General features: G+C 73.5%; 18 protein-coding genes. 7 read left to right on the top strand and 11 right to left on the bottom strand.

Annotated elements, in window-relative coordinates; all coding sequences use genetic code 11:
* Nucleotides 1-92 precede the first annotated feature (92 nt).
* On the top strand, nt 93-2,165 hold the full coding sequence (locus ACFYW1_RS17445) for a BTAD domain-containing putative transcriptional regulator (protein ID WP_388993027.1): 2,073 nt from the start codon (nt 93-95) through the stop codon (nt 2,163-2,165).
* Nucleotides 2,166-2,201: 36 nt separating this feature from the next.
* Here ACFYW1_RS17445 and ACFYW1_RS17440 read toward each other — a convergent pair whose 3' ends face one another.
* From ACFYW1_RS17440 to ACFYW1_RS17430, 3 genes are all read right to left on the bottom strand, one after another.
* A complete protein-coding gene (locus tag ACFYW1_RS17440; protein WP_388993023.1) occupies nt 2,202-2,675 on the bottom strand; it encodes a hypothetical protein in 474 nt (157 codons plus the stop codon).
* Between the two features lie 209 nt (nt 2,676-2,884).
* Complete coding sequence (locus tag ACFYW1_RS17435; protein WP_388993020.1) at nt 2,885-3,622, bottom strand: GntR family transcriptional regulator; 738 nt, start codon at nt 3,620-3,622, stop codon at nt 2,885-2,887.
* 135 nt (nt 3,623-3,757) lie between these two features.
* Nucleotides 3,758-5,062, bottom strand: coding sequence for an amidohydrolase family protein (locus ACFYW1_RS17430; RefSeq protein ID WP_388993017.1), 1,305 nt, complete (start codon nt 5,060-5,062; stop codon nt 3,758-3,760).
* Between the two features lie 563 nt (nt 5,063-5,625).
* On the opposite strand from ACFYW1_RS17430, the gene ACFYW1_RS17425 reads away from it, so the two are divergent.
* A complete protein-coding gene (locus tag ACFYW1_RS17425) occupies nt 5,626-6,246 on the top strand; it encodes an ankyrin repeat domain-containing protein (protein WP_388993392.1) in 621 nt (206 codons plus the stop codon).
* Nucleotides 6,247-6,358: 112 nt separating this feature from the next.
* On the opposite strand, the gene ACFYW1_RS17420 is transcribed toward ACFYW1_RS17425, so the two are convergent.
* Complete coding sequence (locus ACFYW1_RS17420) at nt 6,359-6,736, bottom strand: peptidase inhibitor family I36 protein (protein WP_388993014.1); 378 nt, start codon at nt 6,734-6,736, stop codon at nt 6,359-6,361.
* Nucleotides 6,737-7,047: 311 nt separating this feature from the next.
* Complete coding sequence (locus tag ACFYW1_RS17415; protein WP_388993011.1) at nt 7,048-7,791, bottom strand: GntR family transcriptional regulator; 744 nt, start codon at nt 7,789-7,791, stop codon at nt 7,048-7,050.
* A gap of 229 nt (nt 7,792-8,020) precedes the next feature.
* Between ACFYW1_RS17415 and ACFYW1_RS17410 the strand changes: the two genes are divergently transcribed.
* A complete protein-coding gene (locus ACFYW1_RS17410; protein WP_388993008.1) occupies nt 8,021-9,235 on the top strand; it encodes a beta-ketoacyl-[acyl-carrier-protein] synthase family protein in 1,215 nt (404 codons plus the stop codon).
* 64 nt (nt 9,236-9,299) lie between these two features.
* Here the strand turns inward: ACFYW1_RS17410 and ACFYW1_RS17405 are convergent, their stop codons facing one another.
* Nucleotides 9,300-10,286 (bottom strand): alpha/beta fold hydrolase, encoded by a 987-nt coding sequence (locus tag ACFYW1_RS17405; protein WP_388993005.1) that lies wholly within the window; start codon nt 10,284-10,286, stop codon nt 9,300-9,302.
* 235 nt (nt 10,287-10,521) lie between these two features.
* On the opposite strand from ACFYW1_RS17405, the gene ACFYW1_RS17400 reads away from it, so the two are divergent.
* Nucleotides 10,522-11,178 carry a maleylpyruvate isomerase N-terminal domain-containing protein gene (locus ACFYW1_RS17400; protein WP_388993002.1) on the top strand — a complete coding sequence of 219 codons (657 nt, stop codon included), beginning with the start codon at nt 10,522-10,524 and terminating at the stop codon, nt 11,176-11,178.
* A gap of 203 nt (nt 11,179-11,381) precedes the next feature.
* Nucleotides 11,382-11,759, top strand: coding sequence for a hypothetical protein (locus tag ACFYW1_RS17395; protein WP_388992999.1), 378 nt, complete (start codon nt 11,382-11,384; stop codon nt 11,757-11,759).
* An 83-nt stretch (nt 11,760-11,842) separates the two neighbouring features.
* On the opposite strand, the gene ACFYW1_RS17390 is transcribed toward ACFYW1_RS17395, so the two are convergent.
* The gene (locus ACFYW1_RS17390) at nt 11,843-12,868 is read right to left on the bottom strand and encodes a WD40 repeat domain-containing protein (RefSeq protein ID WP_388992996.1); all 1,026 of its coding nucleotides are present in this window, start codon (nt 12,866-12,868) and stop codon (nt 11,843-11,845) included.
* Between the two features lie 130 nt (nt 12,869-12,998).
* Between ACFYW1_RS17390 and ACFYW1_RS17385 the strand changes: the two genes are divergently transcribed.
* Together ACFYW1_RS17385 and ACFYW1_RS17380 are read left to right on the top strand one after the other, a co-directional pair.
* Nucleotides 12,999-13,565, top strand: coding sequence for an SMI1/KNR4 family protein (locus tag ACFYW1_RS17385; protein WP_388993389.1), 567 nt, complete (start codon nt 12,999-13,001; stop codon nt 13,563-13,565).
* Between the two features lie 58 nt (nt 13,566-13,623).
* Nucleotides 13,624-14,214, top strand: coding sequence for an SMI1/KNR4 family protein (locus ACFYW1_RS17380; protein ID WP_388992993.1), 591 nt, complete (start codon nt 13,624-13,626; stop codon nt 14,212-14,214).
* 84 nt (nt 14,215-14,298) lie between these two features.
* On the opposite strand, the gene ACFYW1_RS17375 is transcribed toward ACFYW1_RS17380, so the two are convergent.
* Genes ACFYW1_RS17375 through ACFYW1_RS17360 form a run of 4 tightly spaced genes read right to left on the bottom strand, consistent with a single transcriptional unit; the run spans nt 14,299 to nt 18,015 of the window.
* On the bottom strand, nt 14,299-15,492 hold the full coding sequence (locus ACFYW1_RS17375; RefSeq protein WP_388992990.1) for an ABC transporter permease: 1,194 nt from the start codon (nt 15,490-15,492) through the stop codon (nt 14,299-14,301).
* Nucleotides 15,489-16,268, bottom strand: coding sequence for an ABC transporter ATP-binding protein (locus ACFYW1_RS17370; RefSeq protein WP_388992987.1), 780 nt, complete (start codon nt 16,266-16,268; stop codon nt 15,489-15,491). The genes ACFYW1_RS17375 and ACFYW1_RS17370 overlap by 4 nt, the downstream gene beginning before the upstream one ends.
* On the bottom strand, nt 16,265-17,341 hold the full coding sequence (locus ACFYW1_RS17365) for a peptidoglycan-binding protein (RefSeq protein ID WP_388992984.1): 1,077 nt from the start codon (nt 17,339-17,341) through the stop codon (nt 16,265-16,267). Before ACFYW1_RS17365 ends, ACFYW1_RS17370 begins: the two co-directional genes overlap by 4 nt.
* Nucleotides 17,338-18,015 (bottom strand): hypothetical protein, encoded by a 678-nt coding sequence (locus ACFYW1_RS17360; RefSeq protein ID WP_388992981.1) that lies wholly within the window; start codon nt 18,013-18,015, stop codon nt 17,338-17,340. The genes ACFYW1_RS17365 and ACFYW1_RS17360 overlap by 4 nt, the downstream gene beginning before the upstream one ends.
* Between the last annotated feature and the right edge of the window lie 97 nt (nt 18,016-18,112).

Raw genomic sequence — 18,112 nt, 5'->3', positions numbered from 1 at the left:
CGCTTGTAGGTTGGGACGGCTCCGGCAGGGCTGCTTCGGCAGGGCTGCTCCCACGGGGCTGCTCCCACGGGTGGAAAGGAAGGGCGACGAGGGTGCGTGTGGAATTCGGGGTGCTCGGGGCGGTGATCGCCCGGAACGGGGCGGGGGACCCGCTCCCGCTCAAGGGCCCCAGGCACCGCGCGGTCCTGGCCAGGCTCCTCGTCGCCCACCGTCGGGTCGTGCCGGTGGCGCGGCTGGTGGAGGACCTGTGGGACGAGCCCCCGGCCGATGCCGTGGGCGCCGTGCGCACCTTCGTCGGCGATCTGCGCCGGGCCGTCGAGCCGGACCGGCCGCCCAGGACCCCGCCCCGGCTGCTGGTCACGGAGGGGCCCGGATACGCCCTGCGGGTCCCGAAGGACGATGTCGACGCGTGGCGGTTCGAGGCCGTGCTGGACGGGCTGGGCGACGCCGGGCCGGACCGGGTGGCCGACCGCCTCGGCGAGGCGCTGGGCTGGTGGCGCGGCCCCGCCTTCGCGGACTTCGGCGACGAACGCTGGCTGCGCACGGAGCGCTCCCGGCTGACCGAGTTGCGCCTGCACGCCGTCGAGCGGCGGGCGGAGGCCCGCATCGGCCTGGGCGACGCGGCCGGTGCCGTGCCGGATCTGGACGCGCACGTGGCGGAGCACCCGTGGCGGGAGGAGGGCTGGCGGCTGCTCGCGCTGGCGCTGTACCGCTCCGCCCGGCAGGCCGACGCGCTGTCCGTCCTGCGGCGGGCTCGCGGCATGCTGCACGAGCACCTGGGGGTGGACCCCGGGCCGCGGCTGCGGCGGCTGGAGGAGGACGTGCTGCGGCACGCCGGTCATCTGGACCCCGACGCCCCGTCCGCGGTGGACCTGGTGTGGAGCCGGGCGACCGCCGCGTACGAGAGTTCCCTGGCCGCCCGGGCCCGTACCCGGCTGGAGTCGACGGCCGGTCTGATGCGGGACCTGGCGGTCACGGGCGGGGGCGGGCTGGAGTCGGCGCGGCAGCACCGGGTCGCGGCCGTGGCCGCCGCGGAGCAGCTGGGCGACCCCGAGCTGACGGCGCGCGTCATCGGGCTGTACGACGTACCGGCCGTCTGGACCCGGTCCGACGACCCGGAGCAGGCGCGGTGGCTGGTGGGGGCGGCGGAACGAACCCTGCGGCTGCTGCCGTCCGGGGGCCACGACGCGACGCGCTGCCGACTGCTGGCGACCGTCGCCGTGGAGTCACGGGGCGTCCTGCCGACGGACGGGCCGGTGTTTGAACCGGTGTCCGGCCCGGTGGAAGGGCCGCTGGAAGGAACGGGGGGCGGGTCGGTGTCCGAAGCCGCGGCCCGGCCCCTCCTGGCGGCCCGGCGGGCGGAGGAGATCGCCCGTCGGCTCGACGACGCCTCGCTGCTCGCCTTCGCCCTGAACGGCACCTTCATGCAGACGTTCCGGCGGACCGGGCTGGCCGGCCGCCGGGATGCCGTCGGGGCGGAGCTGGTGGCCCTGTCGGCACGCCACCAGCTGGTCAGGTACGAGGTGCTCGGCCATCTCGTCCGGCTCCAGGCCCGGTCCGCGGTGGCGGACCTGGCCGGGGCCGACCGGCACGCGGCGGCGGCCGACGCCCTGGCCGCCCGGCACGGTCTGCCGCTGGTGTCCGTCTTCACCACCTGGTACCGGGCGCTGCGGACCGCGATGACCGAACCGCCGGCCGCGGCCCTGACCGCCTACGAGGAGGCCGCGCGGTGCCTGCCCGGTTCGGGGATGCCCGGACTGCGCGGCGGCCTGCTGCCGTTGGCGCTGCTGAGCGTGCGCCTGCGGCACGGACAGCCGGTCGTCGCGGACCACGATGCCGACTGGGGACCGTACGAGCCCTGGGTGCGCCCGGTGCTCCTGGTGGGCGAGGGGCGGGTCGAGGAGGCCGCCGAGGCGCTGCGGGCCGCCCCGGCACCGCCGCGCGACCTGATGTCCGAGGCCATGTGGTGTCTGATCGCACGCGCCGCCGTCGCCGTCGGCGACCGGGACGTGATGGCGCGGGCGCGGGCGGAACTCGCCCCCGCCGCGCCCGAGCAGGGCGGGGCGGGCAGCGGTCTGATCACGCTGGGACCGGTGGCGGACCACCTCGACATGCTGGCCTCGGCATCAGCCCCGGACCCGGACTCCGACCCGGACTCGGGCTGACCGATCGGGGCGGCGCCGCGGTTCTCGGGGCGTCGGTCACCTCTCGGCCGTGGGGCCGTCGTCCTCGCCCGAGGACTTGTCCGGGTTGTCCACCTCGGTGATCCGTGTGGCGACGCCCTTCTCCAGTACGACCGTCGCGAACACCCCGCCCTCGCCCGCCCGTTCCAGGTCGTCCTGGGTGCAGCGGCCGGTCGCCTCCGGGGCCGGCTCGCCGCAGATGGTTCCGGCGCCGCGGATCTCGGTCTTCTCGGAGACGGCGAACGGCCGGCTCTCGCCGGACACGTGTATGGAGTACTTGCCCGGCGTCAGGTACGAGACCGTGCCCGGCCCGAGCGTTCCGCTCACGCCGTCCGCGGCGGCGGAAGGGTTCTGCGAAGTCCCCGCCGAGGTCTCCGCCGAACCGGGCGTCCCCGTAGCGGATTCGTCCCCCTGGCACGCCGTCAGGAGTGACACCCCGGCGGCGAGCGCGGTCGCGATCAGCAGGGACTTGGCGCCGCGGATCGAGCGCATGGTCTGTGCACCTTTCGACAGGGGCCCGTCCGTGTTCCCGTGGGCCCGGCGGGAAGCTGTGGGACCACTCTGCGACAGCTCCCGCCCGCCCCGGCCCGAAGTCGGGCGGTCATGACCGTCCCGTCACCGACTCGCGACACTCCCCGGGACGTACGCCGGCACGGAGGGCCGTCCCGGCGGCCGGCCGGCGCAGCAGGCCGTACCGCCGGTCAGGGGCGCGGTCCCGGCTCCGCGGCCGGTGCGGGGGCGGCCGTGCCGGTCACCGCGCGCAGGGCGAGTTCCCGGCTCCTGCGAACGTGGAGGAGGGTGATCGCCCCCGCGGCGTCGGCGTCCCCGGCGGCGATGCGCTCGTACATCTCGCCGTGCTGCGCGCGCATGGGCGCGGGTTCCGTGTTCAGGCCGAACAGCAGCCGCAGCTGGCCGCTCAGCCGCTGCATGAGCTGGGCGAGCAACGGGTTGTCGGCGAGGGCCACGATCTCGTCGTGGAAGGCGGTGCCGGCGTCGTTCTCCCGGGTCCGGTCCCCGGCGGCGGCCGCGGCCTCCGCCCGTTCCAGTACGGCCCGCAGGTCCGCCATGATGCCGGGACCCGCGAGGGCCACCCGGCGGGCCGCGAGGCGGGACGCCTGGATGGCCAGGGGCTCCCACACGTCGTACAGGTGCTCCACGTCGGCGCGCTCCAGCCGGCGCACCCGCACCCCGCTGTGCGGCAGCAGGTCGAGCAGTCCTTCCTCCACCAGGGCCCGCAGCGCCTCCCGCACCGGTACCCGTGACATCCGGAGGTCCTCGGCGATCTCGCGTTCCACGACCCGGGCGCCCTGGGCGTAGCTGCCGTCGATGATGCGTTCCCTGACGGCCCGGCGCGCGACCTCGCTCAGCGGGGTGCGCGTCGTCGGCGCGGACGGCCGTTCCCCGTCCCCGTCTTCCTTCCGGCCGGTGCCTGCCGTCACGTGTGCCGTCCTCCCTGTGCCTTCCTGCCCTGTCCCGGGGTGGGCGCGGCTCGGGGCCGCGCGGTCGCCGGGCGTCCCGTCACCCTATGCGCGAGGCGGGGCGACGGGACGCCGTCGGGGCGGGAAGGAGGGTCCTCAGACCAGTCGGCCGTCGCGGGCGACCACCCGGCCGCCGTGCACCACCATGTCGCGGGCGGGCATGTCCACCACGACCTGCGGCAGGCACTCGGCGCGCAGCAGGACGAAGTCGGCCGGCGAGCCCGGGGAGAGGTCGGCGCGGGGCAGCCGCATGACGTCGGATCCGCCGTGCGCACCGGCCTCGTAACAGGCGTTCAGTTCCTTGTCGAGGCGCACGTCCGTGACCCAGCCGAGCAGGTGGGTCCGGTGGAACATGTCCGCGTTGCCGAAGGGGCTCCAGGAGTCTCGGACCCCGTCGGAGCCGAGTCCGACCCGTACGCCGTGCTCGCGCAGCTTCTCGATCGGCAGGACCAGCGACGCGCTCGGCGCCACGGTGGTCAGGGCGATGTCCAGCTCGCTCAGGTCCGCGGCCGTCCTGGCCAGTTCGGCGGCGGAGAGGCCGGGCAGGCAGAAGACGTGGCTGACGGTCACCTTGCCCTTCAGCGACAGCACCCGGGTGCGGTCGATGATGGCCCGCAGCACCGTCAGGCCCGTCTCGCCCCGGTCGTGGAGGTGGATGTCGACGCCGACGCCGTACTGGTCCGCGAGACCGAAGAGCAGGTCCAGCTGCTCGTCCATGGCGTGGTCGAAGCTGATCGGGTCGAGCCCGCCGACCATGTCGACGAGTCCGCTGCGGGCGGCCTCCTTCAGCAGCTCCGCGGTACCGGGGGTGCGGATGACGCCGTGCTGCGGGAAGGCCACGATCTGGACGTCGAGCGCGTGCTTGAGCCGTTCGCGCGCCTGCCCCACGCCTTCCACGGAGGCCAGGCCGTAGGCCGGGGCGATGTCGGCGTGCGCCCGCATGGCGCGCGTGCCGCGGGTCACGGCGTGCGACATCAGCGCGTACGCCCGCTCGGCCACCGGGCGGCGCTGGCTGCGGAACAACTCCGCGTCCTGCTGGGCGAGTTCCTCGATGGTGTCGGCCGGCTTGCGCGACACCCACTCACCGCCCCATGTCGTCTTGTCGGGGTGGATGTGCGCGTCGACCAGGGACGGCAGGGCGATGCGGCCGCCGCCGTCGATCACCTTGGCGCCCCTGGGCGCCCGGTCACGCGTGACGCGGCCGTCGACGACCGTGAGGTCCACCGGCTTCGCCGCGCCCAGGGGCCGTACGTTGCGGAAGACCACCGCGTCGCGGTGCGCACCGCGGGAGTCGGCCGCGGCCGGCGACACGCCCGCGGACATGGCGACACCGGCACCGGCCAGGGAGGCGGCACCGGCGAGGACACCGCGTCGGGACATCGGGGAGGGAGGGGGTGTCATGAGGGCTCCTTCGGCCTGAGGTGGGGCGGTGGGGGCGGTGCCGCGTGGCGGGCCGCCGGATCGCCCCGGTCGCTCGATGCGAACCGGAACCCAGTTTGTATACGAAACGACGATACGGAACAAGGGTTCCAGGATGCAGCCGCCCTGTAGCTCCACTTTCTTCCGCATTCATTCTCGATATCACTCACATTGGTATACGAAGCGGGTTCCGGGTTGTTCTCATCGGGCCGGTACGGGGGTACGTCGCGCATCGTCCGAACGGACGACACCGGTGTCGTCCCGATGCCTGCGCGTCTCCAGCCGGTTCAGCGACGCCGCCACCCTCTCGCCGCGTCGAACATGGACGGTGCGAGACCTTCACCGTCCCGACTCCCCTGCCCGCAACCCCGATCCCGACCGCCGCCCCCGCCCCTCGACCAGCCGAGAGAGGAACCATGCCCCCGACACGACGCGCCGCCCTCCTGTTCGCCCCGCTCGTCGGCCTGGCCGCGCTCGCGTCCGCGTGCGGTGCCCAGCCCGACGGCGCCACCGGGCAGAAGCCCTCGGCCGCCAGGACCGGCACCCTGTCCCCCACCGGCACGCCCGCCCGGTCGGCCGCCGACCGGGCGCTGCTCGAAGCGGCGCGCTCCGGTGACGCCGACGCGGTGCGCGCGGCGATCGAGCGGGGCGCCGGCCTGGAGGCCCGCGACGAGAACGACCGCACCCCGCTCCTGCTGGCGGCCACCGGCGACCACGTCGGGGCCGCCCGGATCCTCGTCGACGCCGGTGCCGACCCGAACGCACTGGACCAGCAGCACGACACACCGTGGCTGGTGACGGGGGTGACCGGCAGCGCCGCCATGGCCCGGACCCTCGCGGCGGCCGACCCGGACTACACCATCGTCAACCGGTACGGCGGCACCTCCCTCATCCCGGCCGGCGAGCACGGTCACGTCGCCTACATCCGGGAGGTCACCACCAACCCGGACATCGACGTCGACGTCGACCACGTCAACGACCTCGGCTGGACCGCCCTGTTGGAGGCCGTCATCCTCGGCGACGGCGGCGCCGACCACCAGAAGACCGTGAAGCTGCTCCTGGACGCGGGCGCCGACCCCGAAATCGAGGACGGGACCGGCATGACCGCACTCCAGCACGCCCGCCGGCGCGGCCAGGACGAGGTCGCCCGGCTGCTGAGCGAGTGAGCCGGATTCCTCACCGGCCCCGGTGACGGCCCGAGGGCGGCACCCCGACGGGGTGCCGCCCTCCTGTGTCCGACCGGCCACCGGTCACCGGTCACCGATCACTGGCCGCCTGTCAGCAGGACCAGGTGTTGGACTTCATGTAGTGGGACACGCTGTCGGACTTCTTGTACCCCTTCGGGATGATCCCGCTGGAGCCGCTGTAGTTCTTCCCCGAGTACCACTTGAAGTTGCAGGAAGCGCCGTGGTTGTACCACGACTTGAAGCTCAGGAAGACCGAGTACTTGGTCAGGTCCGCGTTCTTGCCCGCGACCTGCTGCCGGTGGCCGGTGTAGTTCTGCCCGGACCAGACGCAGAAGTAGCCGGACGGGCAGTCCGCCGCCGCCTGCGGAGTGACCGGTGACGCACCGGCGGAACCTGCGGTCCCGACCAGCAGACCGCCGGTCAGCGCGACGCCCCCGGCCACGGCTGCGAGCTTCCTGGTCATGTTCATGTGCTCTCCCCCTTCGGGTCCTGAGTGAGCCGACCGCACCGGCCGGCTCGACATCGAGACTGCGGGAGGGGAGGCGGGGGCCGCCACAGTCGCCGCGGAGATGACGTCCTCACGGGACGGCCCACGCCCCGACCTGCTGGGACGTGGTCCCAGGTGGCGGGACGGCGGGAAGGGGACGGGCATCCCCGTGGGCACATCCCACCCCATGCGGGTTGTCCCACCCCGTGCCGAATGTCCCACCCGTGCAGGCGCCCCGACTTCGTACGGATGTACGGCCCGCCCGTCGGCAAGAGGCATACGGCCGGTGCCGGTCAGTGGGCGGCGACCGTCATCTCGAACGAGTACCGCGAGGCGCGGTACAGATGGGAGCCGCGCTCGACCGGGCTGCCCGAACCGTCGTACGCGGTACGGGTCATGGTCAGCAGGGTCGCACCGCGCGCCTCGTCGAGGAGCCGGGCCTCGGCTGCGGTGGCACGGCGCGCACCGATGGTCTGCGTGGCGCTCCTCAGGTCGGTACCGGACCGGCGGATCAGCTGGTACAGGCCGTTGTGGGCGAGCGCCTCCCCGGTCAGCTCCAGCAGACCGGCCGGAAGGTGGTTGCGGAGCAGGGCGATGGGTTCGTCGTCGGCGAACCGCAGGCGCTCGACGGCCACCACGTCCGCCCCCTCGTCCACCCGCAGCGCGGCGGCGACGTCGCGGTCGGCCGGGACGGTCGCCAGGGAGAGGACCTCGGTGCGCGGCCGGCGCCCGTCCCGTTCGAGGTCCTCGTGGAGGCTGGTGAGCTCGACCTGGCGGCGGATGCGGTTGGTGACCACCTGGGTGCCGACCCCGCGCTTGCGGGCCAGGAGCCCCTTGTCGACGAGGTGCTGCATGGCCTGGCGCATGGTCGGGCGGGAGAGGCCGAGCCCGTCCGCCATGGCGATCTCATTGCTCAGGCGCGTGCCGGGGGGCAGCACCCCGGTCTCGATGAGTTCCTGCAACTGCTGCGCGACCTGGAAGTACAGCGGTACGGGACTGCCCCGGTCGATGGTGATCAACTTCGTGAACGGCTCCACGTCACCCCTCCTGGGACTGCTGCCGACGGATGCAAGTATGTCCCAGCCCATGCTAGCTCCGTACGTCCTTATGTCCTAACAAATAGATCACTGGTATTTGTCGAGACCCTATAATCTCTCGCCCTCAAATCGGTCGGCCTCTCTACCACCCAACCCTTTGAATGCTGCCATGATCCCCGAGAGAGCAAGTCGAGCGTTATGTAGCATTCATACAATCCAAGGGGCTCGCATGACTGATAATGACCGGGTGCTGGTGACGGGCGTCGGTGCGATGACGCCACTGGGAGCCGATGCGCCGTCATCGTGGTCGGGGCTGCTGGACGGCAAGTCGGGGGTGCGTTTCCTGGACGAGGAGTGGGCCGCCGACCTGCCCGTGCACGTCGCGGCCGGGCTCACGGTGGACCCCGCCACCCTGCTGCCGAGGCCCCGGGCCAGGAAGCTGGACCGCTGCGAGCAGGTCGCCGTCCTCAGCGCGCGGGAGGCGTGGGAGGACGCCGGTGCCCCGCAGGTCGAGCCCGAGCGGCTCGCCGTCGTCATCGGTACGGGGACCGGCGGCGTCATCACCACGCTGGAACAGGACGACGTCTTCGAACGCGCCGGGGCCCGCCGGCTGTCGCCGTTCGCGGTCCCCATGCTCATGCCGAACGGGCCGGCTGCCTGGGTGAGCATGGACCTGGGCGCGAAGGGGGGCGCCCGGACCGTGGTGAGCGCCTGCGCCTCCGGGGCGGAGGCCCTCGCCGTGGGGCAGGACCTGATCCGCGGCGGCCGGGCGGACGTGGTCGTCGCAGGTGGGGTGGAGGCGTGCCTGCATCCCTTCACCATCGCGGCGTTCGCCCAGATGAAGGCCTTGTCGACGCGGTGCACGGACCCGGAGGCCGTGTCCCGCCCGTTCGACGTCGAGCGGTCCGGGTTCGTCATGGGCGAGGGCGCGGGGATGATGGTGCTCGAACGCGCCGGGTTCGCCCGGGCCCGCGGCGCACGCGCCCACGGCACGCTGGCCGGCGGCGCCGTGAGTTCGAGCGCGGACCACATCACGGCCTCCGACGCGGAGGGCCAGGTCTTCGCCATGCAACTGGCGTTGCGCGACGCCGGCCTGGCCCCGGCGGACATCGGGGTCGTGCACGCCCATGCCACCTCGACGGAGTCCGGCGACCTGGCGGAGGCCGAGGCGATCGGCCAAGTGATCGGCGACCACGCGGCGGTGACGGCGACGAAGTCGATGACCGGTCACATGATGGGCGCGTCCGGAGCGATGGGGGCCATGGCCGCCCTGCTCGCGCTCAGGGACGGCACGGTACCGGCCACGCGCAACCTCGACGAGCTCGATCCGCGCGTGGAACTGGACGTGGTGCGCGGTGAACGGCGCACCGGCCGGTGGTCGGCCGCACTGGCCAACTCGTTCGGGTTCGGCGGGCACAACGTCAGTCTCGTCTTCACGAAGTGACGACGCTTCCTGACTCTTCCCCGCCCCTTCCCCGGCTTCCCCGCCGGCCGGTACGGTGCGCGTCTCAGGCGGGCAGGGCGGCCAGCCAGTCGGTCAGGATCCGGTTGACCTCCTCGGGGCGCTCCTGCTGGATCCAGTGGCCGCAGCCGTCGAGGATGTGCGAGGAGACCAGGCCGGGCAGGGTGGTGGGGTACGCCCGGATCGCGTCGGCCAGCCAGGTGGTGGAGGCATCCGACGCCCCGCCGATGAACAGGGACGGCTGGGTGATGGGCCTGCCCCGGAAGTCGGCGAGATCCTCCCAGTCCCGGTCCATGTTCCGGTACCGGTTGAGCGCCCCGCTCATGCCGGTCCGCTCGAACTCCCCGGCGTAGAAGTCGAGATCGTCCTCGCCGAGCCAGGCGGGCAACCCGTCGACGGGGAACCGGTCGCGCAACGTCCCGCCGCGGCTCGCGAAGTGCGGGTCCGGGGCGTCGGCCGCGGGCATCGTGTCGGCGGAGAAAGCGGCGTAGAAGCCCGCGAGCCAGCCTCGGACGTCCGGTTCGATCTCGGCCTCCGCCCGGCCGGGCTCCTGGAAGCGGGAGACGTAGAACTCGTCGTCCCCGCCCATCCCCGCGAAGACCTCGCTGGGCCGCGGTCCGCCGGGCGGCGCGTAGGGGACGCTCAGCAGCCCGACCGCGCGGAAGACGTCCGGCCGGAGGAGTGCGGAGTGCGCGGCGACGGCCGAACCCCAGTCGTGCCCGACGATCACCGCACTCCGTTCCCCGAGCGCGTGCACCACGGCGACGGCGTCCTCGACCAGTTCGAACATCCGGTACGCGGCGACCTCCCCGGGCCCGGAGGAACGCCCGTAGCCTCGGACGTCCACGGCGACCGCGCGGTATCCGGCCGCGGCCAGCACCGGAAGCTGGTGGCGCCAGGAGTACCAGGACTCCGGGAACCCGTGCACCAGCAACACCAGTGGCCCGGTGCCCTGTTCCACCAGATGGATCCGGCCGCCGGGCGAGGCGACCAGTCGGTGCGTGAGGTCTGTGGGCCGGGTGGACTGCGGCATGGTTCCTCCGTGGTGCCGGTCGGTACGGGTGACACGACGTGGGCCGCGGGCTGCGGCCCGGAACACGATCATGCGCCGGGTACGGGGACTGCCGCGAGCCTTGTTGCCGCTTCGGCAAACCGTGAACCGTTCCGGCGCTTCGAAGGCGCCCGTTCGGCGCCCCGCCCGCGACGCCTCGTCGTTCCCGTGGGGTGGACGCACCGCACGGAGGGCCGGCCGCTGCTAGTTTGCGGGCGTGGATCTCTTCTCGCGTTCCTGGACGGCATTGCTCGCGGCGGTCGCCGAGCTCTCGGACGAGGACTTCGCACGGCCGTCCGGCTGCACCGGCTGGCTCGTGCGGGACCTGGTGTGCCACCTGGTCATCGATGCCCAGGACGTCCTGATCACCCTCGCCACCCCCGCCGGGACGGAACCGACCCGGGACGCGGTGACCTATTGGGAGGTCAGCGGGGAGCCGCCGACCGGGGACGACCCGCTCGACGCGCTGACCGTCCGTCTCGCCGCCGCGTACCAGGAGCCGTGGCTGCTCAAGTTCCACCTCGACGACGTCGGTTCGGCCGCCGGGCGCGCCGCCGGACTCGCGGACCCCGCGGGCCGGGTCGGCACCCGTGACGAGGTTCTCACCACGGGCGACTACCTCTCCGCGTACGCCCTGGAGTGGACGCTGCACCACCTCGACCTGATCGCGCACCTCCCGGACGCCGCGGAGCCGCCCGCCGAGGGGCTCGCCCGGACCCGCGAGATGCTGGAGAGGATCGCCGGTACGAGGTTCCCCCCGTCGTTCTCCGACAAGGACGCGCTGTTGATCGGCACCGGGCGGCGCGCCCCGACCGAGGCGGAGAAGGCCGGGCTGGGCGAACTGGCCGCGCGGCTCCCGTTCGTCCTCGGCTGACCGGGCCGGCAGGCACGCGTTCGGCCGACCGGTCCCGCAGGCGCGTGTTCGGCCGGTCGCAGCACACGCGTAACGACCGGTCCCGTGGGCCCGGCGGGCACGCGTGCGTCGTCCGGGCCGCCCGCCGGGCCCGTGGGGCCGGGGCCTACTGTGTGATCATGGATTCATCCTCCCGGGCTCGGCGTGTGGGCAAAGCACTCGTCGTGACAGTGATCGCCACGGCCGTATCCCACCTGCTCCTGTCCGACGGCCTGTCGTTGTCCCTGTGGAGCCAGGCCTCGGCGAACATGGGCGAAACCCCCATGAGCACGGGGGACCAGGCGTTCACCGCGGCGGTGTTCAACACCGTGCTGGCCATGCCGCTGGTGTTGTGGATCGGCATGAGGCTGTTGCGGGAGCGCCGCGTGTACCCGATGGTCCTCGTGGGCGCCGTCGGCTGGTTCATCACCGTCGGCCACGGAATCGACCTCGTCGACGACCAGATCGGCACCCTGCTCCCCCTCTGGTCCCTGGCCGCGTTCGCCGCGGTCACCTGCCTGTCCTCGCTCGTCCTCACCCCCCGCCCGCGCACCGGCCGATGAAGACGGACCGGCCCCGCTGAACACCGTCCCGTCCCGGACTCGGCGGTGCCTGCGGGGTGTTCGCCGTTCCTGGCGGTCCGGGGTCAGGCATCGAGGCGGTGCACGCGGATAGTGCTGTCGTGGCCGGCGGTGAGGGCGACGGGGCGGCCGTGGAGGTCGGCGGACGCGACGGCCCGGACCTTGTGGCGGTGTCCGTCGGCGCGTCGCGTGCGGTGCCGGGTGAGGGGATGCCACACGTGCAGGTACTGGTCCTCGCCCGCGCCGAGCACGAGCGGGTCGTGCTCGTGACCGGTGGCGGCGAGTGCGAGGACCCACCCGTCGTGGTTCTCGACGGGCGGTCCCACGGGCCGGTGGGCGACGAGGTCCCAGACCCTGGCCGATTCGTCCTCGCCGCCGGTGACGGCGAGGCTGCGGCCGCCGCCGCGGAGGCCGGTGACGGCGCGGACGGTGCCGGTGTGGCCGGTCAGTGCCGGTCCGGTCTGCCGCCCTTCGGCCAGGTCCCAGACGCGTACGGCGTTGTCACCACCGCCGCTGACCGCGACGGGCCGGCCCGCCACCACGGTGGTCGCCACCGCGTACACGCCTCCGGGGTGCCCTGCCAGGGGCGGCCCCACCGGCTCACCCGTGGCGAGGTCCCAGAGGCGCATGCCGCCGTCGCTGCAGCCGGTGACGGCGACGGGGCGCCCCTCGACCACGGCCGTGGCCACCGCCCACACCGGGTGGGAGTGCCCGGCCGACGTCCCGCCGGTCCGCCGACCGGTGGCCAGGTCCCAGACGCGCACGGTGGCGTCCTGGCCCGTGCCGACCGCGACGGGGCGGCCCCCGACGACTGCCGTCGCCACGGCGTACACCCCGCCGGTGTGGCCGGTGAGGGGCGCGCCCACCGGGCCGCCGGTGGCCAGGTCCCAGACCCGTACGGTCGCGTCCAGGCTCCCGGAGACCACTACGACGGGGCGGCCCGGGAGCGACGTGGTCGCCATGGCCGTCACCGGTTCCGTGTGTCCGGTCAGGCACCGTTCCCGTGTGGTGGCGCCCCTTGCCACGGGGCTGTCGTCCGCCGCACGCCGGCCGTCGGGGTCTTGGGGCGGGGTGGTGGGCGAGTCCGTCACGGTGCCCACCGTACCCGGGCCGGTTCGGCGGTCCGCGGCCCGCCGGGGCCCACCGTCGCGGGAGGGGGCGTCGTCGCGGGGCGGCGGCGTGCGGTGTCAGTGGGGGGTGATACCCATGGGCCCCATGCCCATGAATGTGGATCACGCCGTCCCCGCCGACCTGGAGGCGCTCCGTGCCGCCTTCGACACCGACTCGTGCGCCCCGCCCCTGGGGTGGGACGCGGTGTGCGCCTTCGAGGCGGCGCACGGGATCGTGCTGCCCGAGCCGTACCGGACGTTCGTCGCGGAGATCTGCGACGGGTCCTTCTCGGGGCCGCCGGACCACGGGCTCGTCGCCCTGACCGAGATGCCCAAGGACTGGGGGGACCGCCGCCCCGAGCGCGTACTGGCCAAGCCCTTCCCGTTGACCGACGCATGGGTGTGGGAGGGGGAGGAGGACGATCCGCGGTCCGAGGAGGAGATCGAAGCGCTCCTGGAGCAGGTCTTCTCCCACGGCTCGATCGTGCTGGGCACCGACGGATGCGGCATGTACTGGCACCTCGTCGTCACCGGCCCCCATCGCGGGCACGTCTGGAACATCAGCGGCGAGGGTGCCGTGCCCTTCGGCGCCGAGTTCGGCCACACCACGTCGGAGCCCGGCTTCGCCGGTTGGGTCGGGCACTGGGCGGCCGGCAAGTACTGGTACGACGCCTCGTGAGACCGGGCGCCTTCGGCGCGTGGCACCGCACGGACGCACACGAGAAGAGGGAGCGGCAGTGAGCACGACACCCGGAACGGCGGCGCTCGAACGGATCGTCCCGACGGCGCAGGGCGTCGACGAGGGGATCGACTGGAGCGAGGCCGAGGGGATCTGGGGCACCCGGTTCCCGGCCGACTACGTCGCCTTCATGAAGACGTACGGGGCGGGCCGGCTCAGCCGGGACATCGGCATATTGCTGCCGGTCCCCCGGCCCGACGCGTATTCGGACGGGGCCGGTCTGCGGCAGGAGACCGCGAACGCCCGCGGCACCTGGGAGATGTGCGGCGGGAGAGCCGCCCTCGACGTGGACCCGGACTCCATACTGGCCTGGGGAGTCACCAGCGGCGCGGACATCTACTGCTGGCTGACCACGGGCGACGATCCCGACCGGTGGCCGGTGCTCGTGTGCGGGCGGCACACCGCTCCCCTCTTCCAGGTCCACCCCGTCGGGATGGCGGAGTTCCTGCACCGGCTGCTCACCGACGAGGAGTTCCAGGAGGAGACGATCAGCGTCGTCCTGCCGAAGGAGCATTCGTTCGTCAACTGGCGTGAGGAGAAAAGGCGTTGGGACGCGGGACTCGATCCTTCCACCGGGGAGCCCTGGTAGGGGACGGACGCGGAGGACCTTGATGGCGGCCGGGCGACGGGGTGTCCTGTGCCCCGTCGCCCGGTGGTCGGTTCCCCGGCCGGCTCAGGCCCCGTTCAGGGCCACCGTCGGGTGGAGGCGGGAGGCGCGGATCGCCGGGTAGAGGCCCGCGACCACACCGATCAGGAGGGTGGCGGCCAGGCCGCCCGCCAGGGATTGCGGCGGGACCACCGCCGTCCATCCCTGGAACCGCGCGAAGCCGTACGTCGCCGCCGTGCCCAGCAGCGCGCCCGTCACTCCGCCCAGCGCCGAGAGCAGCAGCGACTCGGTCAGGAACTGGAGCCGGATCGCGCCCCGGGTCGCGCCCAGCGCGCGGCGCAGGCCGATCTCCCGGCGGCGCTCCAGGACGGAGATGACCATGGTGTTGGCGACGCCGACCCCGCCGACCAGGAGGGCCACCGCGCCCAGGCCGAGCATCAGGTTCGTCAGGCCCTCGTCGGTGGCGGCCTTGGCCGCCAGTGCGTCCGAGGGGCGGGAGACCTTGATGCCCGTCTCCTTGCCGGGGCTGACGGTGCGGGCCAGGATCGCCCGTACGTCCTCCACCGAAGCGTCCGTGGAGCGCTCGAAGACGGTGGTGGGGTGGCCGTCGAAGCCGAAGTGGCGTTCGGCTGCGGGGAATCCGACCATGGCCACCCGGTCCAGGTTGGGGACCAGTTCGAGCGGTTCGAGGATGCCGACGACGGCCACCCGGGTCCCGTTCATCATGATCGTCTCGCCGGTGCGGGTGATGCCCAGGCGGTCCGCCGCCACCGCGCCGAGGACCGTCGTCGGGAGGCGTTCGCCTGCCGGGTCCAGCCAGACGCCCCTGCGCACCTCGCCGCCGAGCGCGGCCAGCAGGTCGCGGCGGACCGCCTGGGCGGTGACGCCCGCGGTGCGTTCCTCGGGGACCACGTCGCTGCGGCGGATGCGGACGTCGATGTCGGCGGTGGCCGTGGCGTGCCGCACCGGACCGATGCGCTCGACCATCGCGACCGCGTTCTTGGGGAGCCGGACCTCCTCCCCCATGGCGTCCTTGCCCGCCTCGGCGGTGAGGAGGTTGGTGCCGAGGCGGTCGAGCCGGGCCATCAGGTCCGCGCGGCTCGACTCGGACAGGCCGACGACCGCGACCATGGTCGCGATGCCGATGGCGATGCCGAGCGCCGAGAGCACCACGCGCGCCCGGCGGGCGCGGAGTCCGACCGCGCCGACGCGGAGCACGTCGCGGGGCGAGAGACGGGAGGGTCCGAGGTCGTTCCTCATGTGCCGTCCTCCGCCGTGCGGGAGGCGGGGGGCGTGCCCCGGCCCGTGCCTCGGCCGCCGCCCGGGCCCGCACCGGAGTCCGGGTCCGAACGCGCCCCGGAGCGGGTGTCCGAGACGATCTCGCCGTCCCTGAAGCGGACCCGGCGCGGCAGCGCGTCCGCGATCTCGTTGTCATGGGTGATCACGCAGACGGTGGTGCCGGACGCGTTCAGCTCGTGCAGCAGCTCCATGACGATCCCGCCGGACGCGGTGTCCAGCGCGCCGGTGGGTTCGTCCGCCAGCAGCAGCCGGGGGTTTCCCACCAGGGCGCGGGCGATGGCCACGCGTTGCTTCTCGCCGCCGGACAGTTCGTCCGGCGTGTGCGAGCCGCGGTGGTCCAGTCGCACCCTGGCCAGTGCCTCCCGCGCCCGCGCGCGCCGTTCCCTCGCCGGTACGCCCCCGTACAGCAGCCCGTCGGCGACGTTGTCCACCGCGTCGCGGCCCGCCGCCAGGTGGAAGTGCTGGAACACGAAGCCGATGTGGCGGGCGCGCAGTGCGGAGAGCCGGGAGTCGGAGAGCCCGGACACGTCGTACCCGGCGATCCTGACGGTGCCCGTGGTGGGCCTGTCGAGGGTGCCCATGATGTTGAGCATCGTGGACTTGCCGGAGCCGGACGGGCCGACGACGGCGAGCAGTTCGCCCGCCTCGACGGTGAGGTCCACTCCGCGCAGGGCGTGGACGCCGCCGGGGTACGACTTGGTGGCGTCCCGCAGTTCGACCACCGGTGGCACCGTCATGACGCCGCCACCCCGACCTTCAGGCCCTCGCGCAGGTCCGGGCCGCTGACCTCGATCTGCCCGTCGGCGGTCATGCCCGTCTCCACCCGCACCATCTTCGACGTGGTGCCCCGGACGATCTGGAGGCCGTAGCCGCCGTTCTCGCCGCGCAGGGCGACGACCGCCTCGACGGGTACCGCGAGGACGCCCTCGCGCGCCTCGCTGACGAACTTCACGCTCGCCGGTGACTTGGGGTCCTCGCCGGACGCGGCCTTCGCCCCGCCCTCCAGGACGACCTCGACGGTGATGCCCTCCTCGGCGCCCGCGCCGCCGGACCCGGACTCCTCCGGACGTACCGTCCCCGCGACCTTGCCGGCCACGGTCCGCCCGCTCGGCAGGGTGACCTCGACCCTGGTGCCGGACGAGGTGAGGGGTCCGTCGGTCTGGTCCAGCCGGGCCCGTACGACGGGCTTGGTGGAGGCGACCGTCAGGACCGGCCCGTCGGAGCCCACCTGGTCGGCGAGCGCCGCGTCGGCGGAGACCACCTTGACCGGTCCCGGCTGGAAGACGACGTCGCCCCTGCCGACCCGGCCGGTGGTGTCGCGGTTGAGGGACTTCTGCCACCGCTTGACGGCGGCCTCGGTGTCCTTGCCGTACCAGACGTCGACGTACAGCCCCGCCCCGTAGCCCAGGTCCCGCAGGTTGCGCTCCAGTTGGAGCACGTCGCTGCCCCGGTCGCCGGGCTTCATCTCGCGGAACATCGGGACCGGCCCGTAGAGGAGGGTGACGGGCTTGTCGTTCAGCTCGTACAGTGCCTGCCCCCTGGTCAGCGTCCTCCCCTCGACGGCGGCCACCGTGACGGTGCCCTCGACGGCGGACTTGACCGGGCGGCGCTGCGCGAAGTCGAGCCTGCCGTCGACCGTCTTGGACTGCACGAGATCGGTGCGCACGACGGTCGTGGTGGCGGGCGGCAGGTCGTCGCCCCGCCCCGGGGTGCCCGCGTCGCCGCCGTCGCCGAGGAGCAGCACTCCCCCGGTGACGGCGACGGCGGCGGTCGCCGCGCCGAGCGCGCGCAGAGCGGTGCCGCGCCTCACTGCATGCCGTCCAGACCTTCGAGCAGCTTCGACGCGCACGCCTCACGGGCCTTCTTGTAGGCCGGTGAGTTCGTGTCGATGGACGGGGACGCCGGGTTCGGGTCGCCGCCCGGCTGGGCGTTGCCGCCGCTCATGGTCGGGTTGGTGAACCGGGAGACGCCGTTGTCGCGCATGCACTTGGCGTGCGCGAGCATCGACTCGTAGGACTTCTGCTGGTCGCGTTCGGGCTCGGCCGCCATGGCGGCCTGCAACTCGGGCACGCAGACACCGTTCCTGCCGCCCTTGATGCCTTCGTTGCGGCCTGGCTGGGCACCGATCTCGTTGATCTTGTCCCAGTCGAGGTGCCCACTGAGCCTTGGATCGGGGAAGTCCTTGTAGCCGCCCTTGGCGCGCATGCACTGGACGTACTTCAACTGGGCGTCGTAGAAGGCGCTCTTGCCCGCGGGCGGGGCGCTCGGTTCGCCGTCGTCCTTCGCGGTGCCCGCCGTCGGCGCGTCCGGTACGTCGGCGATCGCGGTGTCCTTCTCGTCCGCCCCGCCGGATTCACCACCGGAGCCGCCGCAGGCGGCGGAGAACGCGAGGAGGGGCAGTGCCACGAGGGTGGCCAGGCGCAGCCGGGCGGCGGCGCGGGAGCTCGTGGCGGCAGCCCGGGAGTTCGTGTCGGGGAGGTTCATGCGCCCCACGCTCGCCGCCGCGGATGATGGCCCGTCCATGGGCACATGATGGGAACGTAACAATGCCTCCGACCTGCGCCTCCGCCCCCGTCCGGGG

Origin of the sequence: Streptomyces sp. NPDC002669, from assembly GCF_042889165.1 — a bacterium.
Lineage (GTDB): Bacteria > Actinomycetota > Actinomycetes > Streptomycetales > Streptomycetaceae > Streptomyces.
This window is presented reverse-complemented; position numbering and strand designations above follow the sequence as displayed.

Coding starts and splice junctions, on each gene's coding strand:
- ACFYW1_RS17440 (WP_388993023.1), bottom strand. CDS start 2,675: ATGCGCTCGATCCGCGGCGCCAAGTCCCTGCTGATCGCGACCGCGCTC.
- ACFYW1_RS17430 (WP_388993017.1), bottom strand. CDS start 5,062: ATGACACCCCCTCCCTCCCCGATGTCCCGACGCGGTGTCCTCGCCGGT.
- ACFYW1_RS17420 (WP_388993014.1), bottom strand. CDS start 6,736: ATGAACATGACCAGGAAGCTCGCAGCCGTGGCCGGGGGCGTCGCGCTG.
- ACFYW1_RS17410 (WP_388993008.1), top strand. CDS start 8,021: ATGACTGATAATGACCGGGTGCTGGTGACGGGCGTCGGTGCGATGACG.
- ACFYW1_RS17405 (WP_388993005.1), bottom strand. CDS start 10,286: ATGCCGCAGTCCACCCGGCCCACAGACCTCACGCACCGACTGGTCGCC.
- ACFYW1_RS17385 (WP_388993389.1), top strand. CDS start 12,999: ATGAATGTGGATCACGCCGTCCCCGCCGACCTGGAGGCGCTCCGTGCC.
- ACFYW1_RS17375 (WP_388992990.1), bottom strand. CDS start 15,492: ATGAGGAACGACCTCGGACCCTCCCGTCTCTCGCCCCGCGACGTGCTC.
- ACFYW1_RS17370 (WP_388992987.1), bottom strand. CDS start 16,268: ATGACGGTGCCACCGGTGGTCGAACTGCGGGACGCCACCAAGTCGTAC.
- ACFYW1_RS17360 (WP_388992981.1), bottom strand. CDS start 18,015: ATGAACCTCCCCGACACGAACTCCCGGGCTGCCGCCACGAGCTCCCGC.